Here is a 14035-nt window from a genome sequence, read left to right as displayed (position 1 = left end):
GGGCCAGCGGTATGGAACAGCTTCGCGCTTTTATAGAAAACCTGGATCTAAGCACGATCGTCGGCCCCGAAATGGAAGTCGCCGGGTTTGATGTCCGCTTTATTATCGCACTAGTGATTTTTCTTGGCGCTCTTATCGCTTTTGAAGGTATTCGTCAGTTTTCCCGTCGCGGTGAAAACCGGGAAGAAGCGATAAACCGCCGTATTCAGATGCTGAACGAAGGCAAGACTGGCGAAGATGTTCTCAACCTTCTCAAACCTCAGGAGACGCGCCCAATCCTGCGTAAGTTTCCCTTTGTGGGTGATTTGCCGGCCGCTTTGAAGGCAGCTGGGTTGAACATGGTTCCGGAAATGTTTCTGATCGGGTGTGGTGTTGCGTTTCTGATTAGTGCCATCGGTGGCACAATGGTTGCAAATCCACTTCAGGTCATCCCGATTTCTATCCTCTTGTTCATAATCGCTCCTTTGATTTTTCTCGGATCCGCGCTGAGACGGCAAAAGGCAGCATTGATTAAGCAACTGCCCGACGCGTTGGATTTGATGTCGAGAGGTCTAAAAGTTGGTCATCCGTTAAACACGACACTTCAGAGCGTTTCTGAAGAAATGCCTGATCCTATTGGAACAGAGTTCGGTCTCGTTGTCGATCAGGTAGCCTTTGGCGAGGAATTGACCGAGGCGATGAAAAATATGGCTGATCGAGTTGACGAGGAAGACGTCCGATATCTGGCGGTTGCTTTAATGATGCAGCATGGTTCCGGCGGCGATCTAGCCGGAATCCTTAAGACCCTCGCCCAGGTGATCCGAGCGCGCATGTCTTTGCGCCGTAAGATCAAGGCCATCTCAGCCGAAGGGCGTATGACAGCTTACATTCTATCGTCTATTCCGGTGGTGATTGCGGTGGCCATGACGATCTTGTCGCCGTCCTACTACGGAGATGTAATGGACGCACCGTCTTTTTGGCCGGTGATGGGAGTTATCGCAGCTGCGATTGTCCTGAACGCCATCGTTATGTTCAAACTCGTGAATTTCCGGATATAAGGAGCGTTTGCGATGCAACTTTTAGACTCTTTGCTGCAAAATGAGTTTGCCCTTCAAGCTTTGATTTTTCTTCTAGTGATTGCCGGGGCGTTCATTGCTTTCTTTGGTATTTCGTCTTCGCTGAGCGAGCGCTCGTCGGCAGCAGACCGTATGGTTCCAAGCCGACCGAGGCAAAACTTGGCACGCGTCAATATCGATAGAGGTGAAGACCCAGCTCCAACTGGTCTGACTGCAGCCTTAATACCCGCTGATGCCAATCTGCGATTTGAAGTGGGGCAGGTGTTGGCGCAATCTGGATTTCGTGGCAAGAACGCGATAGCAGGATACTATGCAGTTCGCCTGGCGCTAGCGACGTCTTTGCCCATGATCTTTTTGGCGTTATTGAGTTGGCAACTTCCGACGAGCATTGGGGCGCGGATCGCAGACTATATGTCTGGGCTGGATGTGCTTTCTATCCTACGCAATGTCGTGATCCTTTGTGCCATTGGCTTCTTCGTTCCGCAGCTTTGGATGAACTCGCGTATCAAAGAACGCCGCCGTTTGATGGAAAACGCTTTCCCAAATATGCTGGACTTGCTTCAGATTGGTGTCGAGGCTGGAATGGGGTTCGATCAGGCTTTGCTAAAAGTGGCGGTAGAGTTGCAGCTTGTTTCGCCAGAATTGTCGGAAGAAATTCTAGTTGCTCTGAGTGAAATTCAAGCGGGCCGTGACCGTGATGCAGCCTTAATGCGCATGGCGCGCCGAACCGGAATTGAAGAAATGAGTTCCTTTGTCAGTGTTGTTCTGCAATCGACGCGATTTGGTGTGCCACTTGCTTCCGCATTGAAAACATACGCTGACGAGATGCGGGAACTACGCGAAATCAGAGCGCAAGAGATGGCAAACAAGCTGCCGGTCAAGATGTCTGGCGTAATGGCAATGTTGATGCTACCGGCTCTTGCAGGATTGATCCTGGCCCCGGTTGTTATCCGCTATTCTAGCTCGTTAGCAGCAGGTAACTAAGCGACTAGGACAATTAAAACACAGACAGCGTAATCATGACCAGGCCTGACGCCCCTATGGCGACGCCCATTGGAAACTCTCGTGATTGCGCTGTCGACTCAAATTTAGGGGATAAACGCTTGGCGTAGCGCCGAAAGAGCGACATCCCGATCAAACCAAGAGCCATGGCTGCGGAAAATACAATCATATACAATGGCACGGCGCTTGGGGGCATGGCCAAAAAAACAACAGGCAACATCTTGGCATCCCCACCTCCCAACCAGTTCAGCGCAAAAAGCCCTAGGCAAACCACAAAACATGCAGCGCCGATCAACAGCCGGATCAGCAAAGTATTCCAGTCCAGAAACGGGGCCGCGACAAGGCATAGGCCTAGGCCAATCAGGCAATACAGATTAGGGATGCGAAGCTGGGTGAAATCGGTCCAGGCCGTTGCCACGAACAGAGGGGCGAACAGCCAAAGCGAGATCCAATTTTGCCAGTCCAGTTGTGGCATTAAGCCCTTGCTTGATGCTGTTTCCCATGCAGAGCTTCACGCTCTTCAACGGATACTAGCCGACGGGCCAGCATATGGAAGTTGTCCAGACCCGTTTTGGAATAGATATGCTTGAGGTGTGTCCTGACAGTAGCAGCGCCAATGTCCAACTCGGCGCCAATAGCCTGCGAGGACAATCCTCGAGATACCAGTACACAGACCCGCCACTCAGCCCGCGTCAGACCAGTCGGGTTGTCGGTGCTGAGAATCGCAACGTTTTCCGTGCTACTTTTCCGAATGGTCGCAACCGACTGGCGCGACAGCGCTTCGGTTACCAGACCGGGACGGCGACTTTGGAATGTTTCGGACAATTGGGGTGCAATTTGTTCAATTGCCTCTTTGAAACCCGGTTCCGGGTTGCGCCCGAAATGCAGCTCTAAGAAGTCAATCTCACCGCCCTGGTGATCAAGACAGACAAACAGAATGTCCGAAAGGCTGCGATGTGAAATCCACTCGGTCAGGACGGGGGAAAGATCGCTCGGGTCTTCGCCATCTTCAACCAGACTAAAGACCGAGGCCCGCTTGGGCATATTGCGAAACGGCCCCAACGCGTCATTCGCGAAAGAAAGGAATAGAGGACGGCAATGGGCAGGATCTCGGGTGTCTGCCCTGGCGGCAACGCGATGAGAACCCTTGTTCAGCCACAGACGGCTGATTACGGCGCATTCGGCGCCAAATGCTTCGGCAATACCATTCAGCGCGGCGTCCAATACAAGACCGCCCTGACTCCAATGAATGAAATTGATGATCGCTCTGGCATGTTGCGCGTTTGGCAGCCACGCACCGCTATGAGCTTTCCCCCCAATCATGAGTTACCGTTCCACACTGGTTAAAACAACTTAATGGCTAATGGCACGAATTGTATTTTCGCCTCAACCGATTCTTCAATAGTCCAAAAATCCTACCAATCGTACATGAACCAAAAATTAACAATACATAAATCCTGACTGTGCATCTAATCATGTGTCTTATTGGTCGTAAGTCGGAGACAAACGGTTGTAAAGTATCGAAACGTGTCTTTAGAAGCCTCAATCAGAGACGCGTTCTATGCCCAGATATGGCGGCTCTCGCGTTAAAATTTGAACAAAGTGGTTGCCGTGGCGTCGTTTCTCAAAGCGAAAGGCAGTTGGCACAAACCTTGATATTCTCAATGGAAATAGAGAGATAGCTGCGCTCCAGTCAGAGAACCCTGCTGACCTGGTGTGTTGTCATTGACGAGAGAGTGTTTCGAGGGCAGCTCGATGCTTTGAAACTGTTTTCTTGCACAACTCTGCGATGCCCCTCAGTTTCGGCTGTGACTGGATAGGTTTGATGGCATGACACGGGGAATGGAAAGAGTGGATGAGTAACAAATCTGTCACACGTCGCTACACGCTGACCGGTGGAGTCGTAGCGAGCACCGGCCTTGCGTTGCCTATGATCTTTCCCGCCTCGTCCTCTGATGCTTTCACGAATGCACCAAACGGAAGCACGGTTACGTTCGGCTTCAACGCTACTTTGTCTGGACCCTACGCAGAGGAAGGCAATGACCAGTTGCGCGGACAGAAACTGGCCGTCGAGCATCTTAATGGCCAAGGAGATGGCGGGTGCCTGAACACTTTTTCCTCGCGGGCTCTGTCCGGGAATGGTGTTTTGGGCAAGAAAGTCACGCTTGTCGTGGCAGATTCAGAAGGCAAGGCGTCCAAGGCGCATTCTTCTGCCAAAGCAATGATAAATTCCGATGGCGCAGTGATGCTGAATGGCGGATCGACGTCGGGCGAGGCCATTGCGGTTCAGAATTTATGCCAAGACGCGGGCGTGATCTTCATGGCTGGCCTGGCGCATACAAATGACCTCACGGGTAAGGAGAAGAAAGCCAATGGTTTCCGCAATTACTTCAATGCCTATATGACGGGTGCCTCCCTTGCTCCGGTTTTGGCGGCTGAGCTGGGCACGGACCGCCGTGCTTATCATCTGAGTGCTGACTACAATTGGGGCTGGTCCCAGGAAGAGGCGATTGTTGCCTCGACCGAAGCGTTGGGATGGCAAACAGTCAATCGGGTTAAAACCACTCTGACATCGACGGAATTTACGACACATATCGCGTCGATTCTAAACTCGGGAGCGGATGTTCTGATCCTGAACCACTATGGTGCCAACTTGGAGGATTCGTTGGCCAGCGCGTTGCAATTCGGTTTGTTGGACAAGGTCGCGAATGGCAAGGATTTCAAGATTGTCGTCCCGGTACTTTCCGATCTCATGGCCGCGAGGGCGGGTGCGAGTATCAAGGGCGTGCTGGGTTCGATGAATTGGAACTGGCAGCTTCAGGATAAGGGGACCAAGGCGTTCGTGTCGTCATTTCAGGAAACATATGGCTTCCCGCCTTCGATCGCGGCACAGACCGGCTATTCACAGATTTTGCTCTATGCCGATGCCGTCGAACGGGCGGGGACCTTCAACCCATGTGGCGTTGTCGAGGCTCTCGAAGATTTCGAGTTTGACGGTTTGGGTAATGGGCCAAGCTGGTACCGTGGTGCGGATCACCAGTGTTTCAAAGACGTATTTGTTGTGCAGGGACGTGATAGCCCGACCGACCCTTATGACAGGCTGGAAGTCGTCGATGTTACCCCAAGGGCGCAGGTCGAATATGACCCTCAGCATCCGATGTTTTCTGGTGGCCAGTTAGGAAAGTGCAATCCGGGCGCATAATTGACGCACAAGAATTTTCGACGAAAATTCTCTGTCTCGCCGAATACGGGAAACCCCCAATATCTTCGGAGGGCGCGGGCGGTTAACTCTAGTTCATCCAAGGTTACACCGAGGACAATCCACTTCCCCGGATGAGGGGCTGGCTACTTTCCCCCTCGGCCGGCCCTTCATTTTCGGGTCAGGCTGTTTCTTCCAACATCGTCAGCGACGCCCTCACCGCTGACGGCAATTCTATCGCTTGGTCATAGCTGAGCATGTGGGGGATCTCGTCAATCAATGATTTGCGATAGCCTTTCGTGAATAGCAGGAATGGAACCTTTGCGCGTTGCGCTGTTTCCGCATCGACCTCGCTGTCGCCGATGAACAAGCGCGGACCGGTTTGAGGGATCGCGTCAAAGCTGGCGTGCAGATGGGCGGGGTCGGGTTTGCGGGTGTTCAGCGTATCGCCGCCGAAAACGGTATCGAAAAATTGCGACAGCCCTAGCGCGTCCAGGATGTGGCGAGCCGGGGCCTCGGGCTTATTGGTGCAGATGCCAAGTACGCAGCCCATTTGCTGCAATTGGGCCAAAGCCTCCGGTACGCCCGGGTAGACAACGGTCTGCGCACTGGAGGCCGCCCCGTAGTAGTCCAGAGTTCGTTTGGCCAATTCGCTGTGGCGGTCTAGCGGTATGTCGCAGTGGCCCATCACACGCTCAACCAGTTTCGGCAGGCCGTTGCCCACGAATTTCTGGATGATCTCCTGCGGCAGCGCGGGTTTGCCTTCGTCGCCCAGCATCCGGTTCGCCGCTGCGGCGATATCGGGCAAGCTGTCAATCAGCGTACCATCCAGGTCGAACATCAGCGTTGCGGTCATTGAAACCTCGGTCGTTGAAATTGTTCAGTCAGACCTAGCCTTTTCGCAATTTCAGCGCAATTCCACACTCTTGGTTGCAGCGTATAGATTGCCGCTTGACATACCTGAGTAAAATAATCAGATTATCCAGCAAGACACACAGCCAACCCGGAATCGGGTCAGCCATCCCAAAAAATGAGAACAGAAATCGGCCTTTCGCCCGTGACCCTCTGGAGTTGACCTGATGAATGTGCAGAACCCGAACCCGACGCAATCCTACCCCGTATCGATGCTGCCGGCACACAAGGCCGAAGAGCTGACCAAAGGCGGGAACCTTGCTCATATCGCGTTGGGCGACCAGCTTTACACGCTGCGCATTACACGCGCGGGCAAGCTGATCCTGACCAAATGACCGCCCCGTCAGCACGCGGAGGGGCGGCGGTTGGAAAGCTGTCCGACCTCAGCCCGATCGAGGCCAGCGCGGTCCTGTACCTGCGGCTTTGGGGCGACGCCACGGCGCGCAAAGATATCGCCTGCAAGATCGGGGTCGACCTTGGCACCGGACCTGAAGCTGTTGCAATGATGACCATTGATCGACTGTGTGCGCTCTGTGCGCATCACGGGCGACGCCCTTTGATCCGTCATCAGGTTGGGTGTTCCTGTCTTGGCGCGGATGAGAACTGTTTTGCGCAGATGATCGCTGCGGCCTCGGAAGGGGCGCGCGAGGACGCGATGATGATAGCGACGCTGATTGTCCGGCCGGACTTTGCCCCTGCACTTACCGCCTTGTCCGAAGAGCTGGGTCTGGCGCTGCGCCGGATGACCGCGCCGCAACCTCTGCCCTCAACCGGGCATCTATCCCCCTCGGCCGCGTTGCATTGACAGCGATGCCGATCCAGACCTCTGGTCATTTCTGGCCAGAGGTCTGATCGTTCAGCAGCACCCGCAGCCGGCATGGTGGTGATCATGATCACATGTTGGGGCAGGGGCATAGTCGCCCACCTCGGCCAAAACATTCCCCAATGCCCACAGGATCATGTCAACGTCCTCGGCCTCGATTGTCAGAGGCGGTCGGATTTTGAGGATATTGTCTTTGGGCCCTTCGCTGCCGATTAGAATGCGATGATCGCGCATCCGGTTCTTGACGTATTTGCAGATCTCGGTGCCCTCGGAGCCGTCTGGGTTGATCAACTCGACCCCCAGAAACAGGCCCATGCCCCGCACATCGCCGACACAACCGAAATCGGCCTCGATCCTGCGTAACCCATCCATCAGCCGTCCGCCCATCACGCGGGCATTGTCCTGCAGCCCCTCGTCATCGACGATGTCCAGCACCTCTTTCCCGATCCGGCAAGACAAGGTCGATCCGCCGAAGGTCGAGAAGAACTCGATCCCGTTGTCAAAGCTTTGTGCGATTTCCCTGGTCGTGACCAACACGCCCAAGGGGTGCCCGTTGCCGATCGGTTTGCCCATCACCACGATATCGGGCAGCGCGCCCTGGTGCTCAAAGCCAAAGTAGTACTCACCCAGACGCCCCAGTCCGGTCTGCACCTCATCGGCGATACACACCCCTCCGGCGGCGCGGATTTTTTCGTAGACTGCGGGCAGATATCCTTTGGGAGGGATGATCTGACCCCCGACCGAGGGGAAGGTCTCGGCGATGAAACCGGCGATGCCGTGGCCCTTGTCCTGCAAAGCGGCAATCGCAGGGTCCACAAAATTCGCGAATTTTGTGGCGCGGTCGGGATCGTCGCGCTTGAACGATCCACGATAGTCGTTGGCCACTTCAACCAGTTCGACCCAATCCGCCTGACCCACGCCACCAGGCTTGTTGAACTTATAGGCCGAGATTGCAACCGCCGCATTCGTATTGCCATGATAGCCGTGATCGGGTGTCACGATCCCTTTGGCCCCGGTATGTGCGCGGGCCAGCCGCAGGGCCAGTTCGTTCGCCTCGGTGCCGGAGTTCACAAAGAAACAGACTTCAAGGTGATCAGGCAATTTCGACAGCACCTTATCGGCAAATTCGGTCTGCGCCGGGTGCAGATAGCGAGTGTTCGAGTTCATGCGCCGCAACTGATCAGACGCCACCGCTTGAATGCGTGGATGCGCGTGGCCTACATGGGGGACGTTGTTATAGGCGTCCAGATAGGGGCGACCCCATTCATCGAATAGGTGGTGCTTCCAACCGCGCACCAGCATGACTGGGTCGTCATAGGTCAGGCTCAGATTGCCTCCAAAGTGGTCGCGCCGCCCCTGCAGAATCGCGTGTTTGTCGGCCGGCTGATAAAACACCTTGTCATCGGGCAGGTTCAGCAGCGCCGCCGGGTTGGGGCAAACCGCCTGCCACAGCTCCATCTCATCCGGGTCGCCCACGCCGGGCCAGTCGCTTTGCATCCCGTCGGTGGTCATTGCCAGTTGAAAATGAACGTGTGGGGCCCAGCTGCCGTTCTGCTTGGCATCCCCCAACCGCGCGAACGCTGCGCCCTGCGCCACCGGATCACCGGGCTTCAGTCGATCACATACCTCGGGGTCGAGATGACCATACAGCGTATAGAACGCATCCCCTTCGGGCGTTTCATGATGCAGGATCACCACGCCGCCATAGTCCAGATGAGTATCGCGGTTCTCGACCGCCTCAACCCGCCCGCTGACCGGAGCATGCAACACGGTACCCGCCGGGGCAAAGACGTCTACGGCCAAATGCACCGTGCGCCGGTCAGAGGCCTTCCACGGCCCCTTGCGGAACCCGGGTTCGGCATAGATCAGGCGCGGCTCGTTATAGTAGCCCAGCCACAGGCCTTCGCCATATTCCTCACCTACGCGCGCGGCCTCGGCCAAGGGCATGTGGAACGGGTTTTGCGGCCAGACGCAGTTTTCAACCGACAGCGACCCCATCGGCACATCACTCAGATCCTGTCCGAAAATCGGGGCGAACTGCCCTCGATGTTCGGTTAGGTAAGCGTGGACCCGTTCGGCCCCATCGGTCACAGGCAACCCGCAGGCCACGCGCAACCGCGCGCCCATCAAGCCGCCATTGACCGTATCATTTTCCAGAAACCGCCAGGCAGGGGCCTGGCTAATTGTCACATAGGGATCATTTGGGTTCTCAATTGCCATCAAGGTCGAGTTTACAACCGACACCGCCAACCGCATCCGCAACAGCGGCCAGATCAGATCAACCTCATCTGCCCGCAATCGATTGGCCGCATGATACCCCCGTACCAAAGCGGCCAGCGCTCTCTCAGGCTGTGGGTGGTCTAGAACGATATAGGCCCCAGCGATCGCCAGATCACAAACCCGGGGTGCCGCGCACATGTCCCCAAGATCAATTAAGCCCGCGATAGATTGGCGCTGCCCTAATTCTCCTTCAACCAAAATATTGTAGTCATTGGCATCGTTGTGGATGGCTTGTCTCGGAAGGTCGTTCAAAGTCTCCCGGACAGTGTCGAACTCTGCGCAAATGTCCGACAATAACACGTGGCGCGCGGCGTCACTGATCGTATCCAGATGATCCGCAATCCAACTGGCTTGCATCAGGTCCCATTTGAAACCCGCACGATGCAAACCCTCGTGATCGAACCGCTCAAGCGCTCGGTCGGTCGCTCCCAGAACGCGGCCCAGTTTCAGGATCAACTCCTCGGATTTAGGCGCGGCGTTGGCGTAACACGAACCCGGCAGACATTCGAGCAGCCACACCCGCCGGGGGTTTTCGTCCTGATCCGTAATCTGGGGCAATAGCCGCCCATTCAAATCGCTAAACACCTTGGGAAACGGGAGTCCGGGCGCTTCCGAGGCCAGATGCTCCAACGCTTTGATCTGCAAGTCCACCAGCCCGGCCTCGCATCCTGGCCGCATAACCTTCAGAACATAATCCTGCCCATTGGTCGCCCGCGCCAAGAAGTTCAGATCATATTCGCCATCCAGCCGGGTCAGCTTGGCGTCCAATCCCCATTGCGTCCGCAACGCGGCCGCCCAGAACACAGTTATATCGTCCATTCCAAACCCTGACCCGCGCAAAACGGGATCCTCTTCATCTGGCCAAAAATATCCTTGGGGGACTCGCGCCCCGGCGCGATGGGGGGCAGACCGCCCCCCTTTCCCTATCACCCCAAAGCGCGCAACCGCTTGATCAGCGAGGACGTATCCCACCGTCCCCCGCCCAGTTTCTGCACATCCTTGTAGAACTGATCGACCAAGGCTGTCACCGGCAGCGAGGCTCCGGTCTCATCCGCGGTATCAAGGCAAATCCCCAAATCCTTGCGCATCCAGTCGACAGCAAAACCATGGTCGAAATGATCGTCCAGCATCGTCTCATAGCGATTGGCCATCTGCCAGCTGCCGGCCGCCCCCTGGCTGATCACTTCAACAACCGATCGCCCGTCCAACCCGGCCTTTTCCGCGAAATGCAGCGCCTCGCTCAGACCTTGCACCAATCCGGCAATGGCAATCTGGTTGCACATCTTGGTCATCTGACCTGCGCCGCTTTCGCCGATACGGCGACAGATTTTGGAATAGACCTGCATCACCGGTTCTGCCGCATCATAGGCCGCCTGATCTGCGCCGCACATGATCGACAAGACCCCATTCTCAGCCCCCGCCTGCCCGCCTGAGATCGGAGCGTCAACAAACGCAATACCTGCGGCTTTTCCGGCCTCGTAAAGCTCACGCGTGACTTTGGCGGATACGGTTGTGTGATCAACAAAAATCGACCCTTCGGACATGCCGTGAAACGCGCCGTCCAGGCCATTGCAGACCATGCGCAGATCGTCGTCATTGCCGACGCAGGCCATGACAAAGGCCGCCCCCTCAGCTGCTTCGCGTGGTGTCGCCGCCATCGAGCCACCATACTGGGCGACCCAAGCCTCAGCTTTGGCTGTGGTGCGATTATATACGGTGACGTCGTGACCGGCGGCTTGCAAATGGCCGGCCATCGGATAGCCCATTACACCCAAACCCAAAAACGCGACTTTTGCCATGTGGAGATCCTCTCTGCTGTCCGATACCCACTTAGTGCAGCAGATCGGAATGTTTAGCAGAGACAAAGCAAAGCTGCGCGGAAAGGGCAACCCTGCGCTATGGTTTGCCACCCAAATCTTGCAGGATCGGACAATCTGGACGGTCGTCCCCGGCACAGGCCTCTACCAGATGGCCCAGCGTATCCCGCATGGCGTTCAGATCGGCGATCTTGGCCTCGATCTGCGCGAGATGTGCCCGGGCGACCTTTTTGACATCCGCGCTGGCGCGGGTTTCGTCCTCATAAAGTGCCATCAGGGTTCGGCAGTCTTCGATGGTGAACCCTAAGGCGCGAGCGCGGCCCAGAAAGTTCAGCTTGTGCACGTCCTGGCTGCGAAATACCCGATACCCGTTGTCGTCCCGCAGCGGTTTGACTAGCCCGATGTCTTCATAGTACCGGATCGTTTTGGCGGGCAGGCCCGTCTGGGTCGACACGTCTCCGATATTCATGAGGCCACCGCCTGAGTTTGGTGTTTCATGTCCCGTTCGGGCAGGCTGGCCCGCACCCGTCGCAAGCGCAGGGCGTTGGTGACGACAAAGACGCTGGACAAGGCCATCGCTCCTGCTGCCAAAGCCGGGGACAGCAGCGGTCCGCCAAGGGGATACAAAGCGCCCGCCGCCACCGGGATCAAAAGGGTGTTGTACCCGAAGGCCCAACCCAGGTTCTGACGGATGTTGCGCATCGTCCGGCGGCTGATCTCAACGGCATTGGCCACACCGCGCAGATCGCCGGACATCAGCACGACATCGGCGGTTTCAATCGCCACATCCGTGCCGGTTCCAATCGCCACGCCGGTGTCGGCAGCGGCCAGCGCAGGGGCGTCGTTGATGCCATCGCCCGCAAAGGCCAGCGCGCCAAATTGGTCGCGTAGAGCATTGATCGCCTGCAACTTGCCATCGGGCAGCACCTCGGCGGTCACGTGGTCGATGCCCAGCTTATCGGCCAGCGCCTGCGCTGTGCGGGCGTTGTCCCCCGTGACCATGGCAAGTGTCAGGCCCATCGCGTGCAGCCTGTCCAGAGCCTCAATCGTGCCGGGTTTGACGGGGTCCGACACCGTCAGCAAAGCCGCAGCCTGACCGTCAATCGCCACAAACAAAGGCGTGGCCCCTGCGGCGGCGCGCTGATCTGCCTCGGGCGTCAGGCCCGACAAATCCACCCCGTTCCGGTACATCAGCCGGGGAGAACCGATCACCACCTCGCGCCCTTCAACCACGGCCCGGACGCCCAGCCCGGTCTGAGATGTGAATTCTGTTGGCTGCGGCAAGTCCGCAGGTCCGGCGCGCGTGATGGCGGTGGCGACGGGGTGCTCGGACCGCGATTCCACCGCAGCGGCCAGGCGCAACACGTCGTCGCGATCGAACCCGTTGGCGGTGGTGACACTTTCCAGCTCGGGCTGGCCCATGGTCAGAGTACCGGTCTTGTCCAAGGCCACAACTTTGGCCTGTTGCAACTGTTGCAGCGCATCGCCCTTACGGAACAGAACACCCAACTCAGCCGCGCGCCCGGTGCCGACCATGATCGAAGTTGGCGTCGCCAGACCCATCGCGCAGGGGCAGGCAATGATCAGGACCGAAACCCCAGTGACCAGCGCCATCGGCAGGGCAGGTGCTGGTCCGAAGATCAGCCAGATCGCAATGGTCAACAGTGCAACAGCCAGCACGGCAGGCACAAACCACGCGGTAATCTTGTCGACCAGCCCCTGAATTGGCAGCTTGGCCCCCTGCGCCTGTTCAACCATCCGGATCACCTGCGCCAGAACCGTATCGGCCCCGACCCGCGCCGCACGCACGCGCAGTGCGCCGGTGCCGTTTACCGTGCCGCCCACCACCTGATCGTCGGGGGCTTTACCAACCGGGACGGGCTCGCCGCTGATCATGCTTTCATCGACATAGGATGTGCCGCCCAGCACCACGGCATCTACCGGAACCCGCTCGCCTGGGCGGATTTGCAGGACGTCGCCGACGTTGATCTGGGAAATCGGGCGGTCCACGGTGGTGTTGCCCTGTTCGACGCGCGCGGTTTTTGGCTGCAGGCCTACCAGCTTGCGGATCGCAGCGCCGGTGCGGCCTTTGGCCCGCGCCTCCATCGCGCGGCCCAGAAGGATGAGGACAACGATGACCGAGGCAGCCTCGAAATACACATTCGCGCTGCCTTGCGGTAAGAGGCCCGGCGCGAAAGTGGCGATGACCGAGTACAGATACGCCGCGCCCGTACCCATTGCAACCAGCGCATTCATATCCGGTGCGCGCCGCAGCAGCGACGGAATACCCTTGACGTAAAACACCCGGCCCGGTCCGACCAACAAGGCCGAGGTCAGGGCGAATTGGATCAGGTGGCTGGTCTGCAATCCTATGGTCTGATGTACCCAATGATGAAAGGCGGGGATCATGTGTCCGCCCATTTCAAGGACAAATACTGGCAAGGCCAGCGCTGCCGCGATCAAAGTCGTGCGGGTCAGTGCCGTGGCCTCATGTGCCTTGTCGGCGGAGGTCTCGTCCGTCTGGGCGATATGCGCCGGATACCCTGCATCGCCCGCCAGTTTTGCAAGCGAGGCAGGGTCTGTCGCGCCCTCTACATAGCGGATCGTTGCGCTTTCGGTGGCCAAGTTCACATCCGCTGCGATCACGGCGGGGTCGGCGCGCAACACACGCTCGACCCGGTTCACACAAGAGGCGCAGCTCATCTGGTCGATTTTCATCGTGACATCGGCTGTTGCAGCCGGATACCCCGCAGCCTGCAGCGCTTGCGTTACATCGCTGAGGGGGCCGTCGTACGCGACCTGCGCCGTCCCGGCCGCGAAATTCACCGTTGCCTCGGACACGCCCGCGACGCCTTGCAAGGCCGCTTCCACGCGCCCCACGCAGGATGCGCAGCCCATTCTTGTGATGTTCAATCGGGTTTCATGTGCGGTGGTCATCCGACTCATC

12 protein-coding genes are annotated in these 14035 nt (G+C 57.4%); 5 read left to right on the top strand and 7 right to left on the bottom strand.

Annotated features, from left to right (window positions below):
• The first annotated feature begins 11 nt into the window (after positions 1-11).
• Complete coding sequence (locus tag ACR0L1_RS16780) at positions 12-1037, top strand: type II secretion system F family protein (protein WP_170786937.1); 1026 nt, start codon at positions 12-14, stop codon at positions 1035-1037.
• Positions 1038-1049: 12 nt separating this feature from the next.
• Complete coding sequence (locus ACR0L1_RS16775; protein WP_480859958.1) at positions 1050-2039, top strand: type II secretion system F family protein; 990 nt, start codon at positions 1050-1052, stop codon at positions 2037-2039.
• A 13-nt stretch (positions 2040-2052) separates the two neighbouring features.
• Here the strand turns inward: ACR0L1_RS16775 and ACR0L1_RS16770 are convergent, their stop codons facing one another.
• Both ACR0L1_RS16770 and ACR0L1_RS16765 read right to left on the bottom strand, forming a co-directional pair.
• Positions 2053-2532 carry an A24 family peptidase gene (locus ACR0L1_RS16770; protein ID WP_170786933.1) on the bottom strand — a complete coding sequence of 160 codons (480 nt, stop codon included), beginning with the start codon at positions 2530-2532 and terminating at the stop codon, positions 2053-2055.
• The gene (locus ACR0L1_RS16765) at positions 2532-3380 is read right to left on the bottom strand and encodes a response regulator transcription factor (protein WP_170773817.1); all 849 of its coding nucleotides are present in this window, start codon (positions 3378-3380) and stop codon (positions 2532-2534) included. Before ACR0L1_RS16765 ends, ACR0L1_RS16770 begins: the two co-directional genes overlap by 1 nt.
• Before the next feature lie 532 nt (positions 3381-3912).
• On the opposite strand from ACR0L1_RS16765, the gene ACR0L1_RS16760 reads away from it, so the two are divergent.
• Complete coding sequence (locus tag ACR0L1_RS16760; protein ID WP_480859956.1) at positions 3913-5259, top strand: ABC transporter substrate-binding protein; 1347 nt, start codon at positions 3913-3915, stop codon at positions 5257-5259.
• Between the two features lie 178 nt (positions 5260-5437).
• Here ACR0L1_RS16760 and gph read toward each other — a convergent pair whose 3' ends face one another.
• The gene (gph, locus tag ACR0L1_RS16755) at positions 5438-6112 is read right to left on the bottom strand and encodes a phosphoglycolate phosphatase (RefSeq protein WP_170790705.1); all 675 of its coding nucleotides are present in this window, start codon (positions 6110-6112) and stop codon (positions 5438-5440) included.
• 223 nt (positions 6113-6335) lie between these two features.
• Between gph and hemP the strand changes: the two genes are divergently transcribed.
• Together hemP and ACR0L1_RS16745 are read left to right on the top strand one after the other, a co-directional pair.
• Positions 6336-6503: a hemin uptake protein HemP gene (gene hemP / locus ACR0L1_RS16750; RefSeq protein WP_170773822.1), complete on the top strand. Its 168-nt coding sequence runs from the start codon at positions 6336-6338 to the stop codon at positions 6501-6503.
• A complete protein-coding gene (locus ACR0L1_RS16745; RefSeq protein WP_480859953.1) occupies positions 6500-6973 on the top strand; it encodes a hypothetical protein in 474 nt (157 codons plus the stop codon). The genes hemP and ACR0L1_RS16745 overlap by 4 nt, the downstream gene beginning before the upstream one ends.
• 51 nt (positions 6974-7024) lie before the next feature.
• Here the strand turns inward: ACR0L1_RS16745 and ACR0L1_RS16740 are convergent, their stop codons facing one another.
• The 4 genes from ACR0L1_RS16740 to ACR0L1_RS16725 form a co-directional block, all read right to left on the bottom strand.
• Positions 7025-10090, bottom strand: a complete 3066-nt coding sequence (locus ACR0L1_RS16740) for an aminotransferase class III-fold pyridoxal phosphate-dependent enzyme (protein WP_480859952.1) — start codon at positions 10088-10090, stop codon at positions 7025-7027.
• 107 nt (positions 10091-10197) lie between these two features.
• Positions 10198-11226 carry an NAD(P)-dependent oxidoreductase gene (locus tag ACR0L1_RS16735; protein ID WP_480859950.1) on the bottom strand — a complete coding sequence of 343 codons (1029 nt, stop codon included), beginning with the start codon at positions 11224-11226 and terminating at the stop codon, positions 10198-10200.
• Positions 11168-11557: a Cu(I)-responsive transcriptional regulator gene (cueR, locus tag ACR0L1_RS16730; RefSeq protein WP_170773831.1), complete on the bottom strand. Its 390-nt coding sequence runs from the start codon at positions 11555-11557 to the stop codon at positions 11168-11170. The genes ACR0L1_RS16735 and cueR overlap by 59 nt, the downstream gene beginning before the upstream one ends.
• Positions 11554-14025, bottom strand: a complete 2472-nt coding sequence (locus ACR0L1_RS16725) for a heavy metal translocating P-type ATPase (RefSeq protein ID WP_480859948.1) — start codon at positions 14023-14025, stop codon at positions 11554-11556. The genes cueR and ACR0L1_RS16725 overlap by 4 nt, the downstream gene beginning before the upstream one ends.
• Positions 14026-14035 lie beyond the last annotated feature (10 nt).

Source organism: Ruegeria sp. J8 (assembly GCF_056531925.1).
This window is presented reverse-complemented; position numbering and strand designations above follow the sequence as displayed.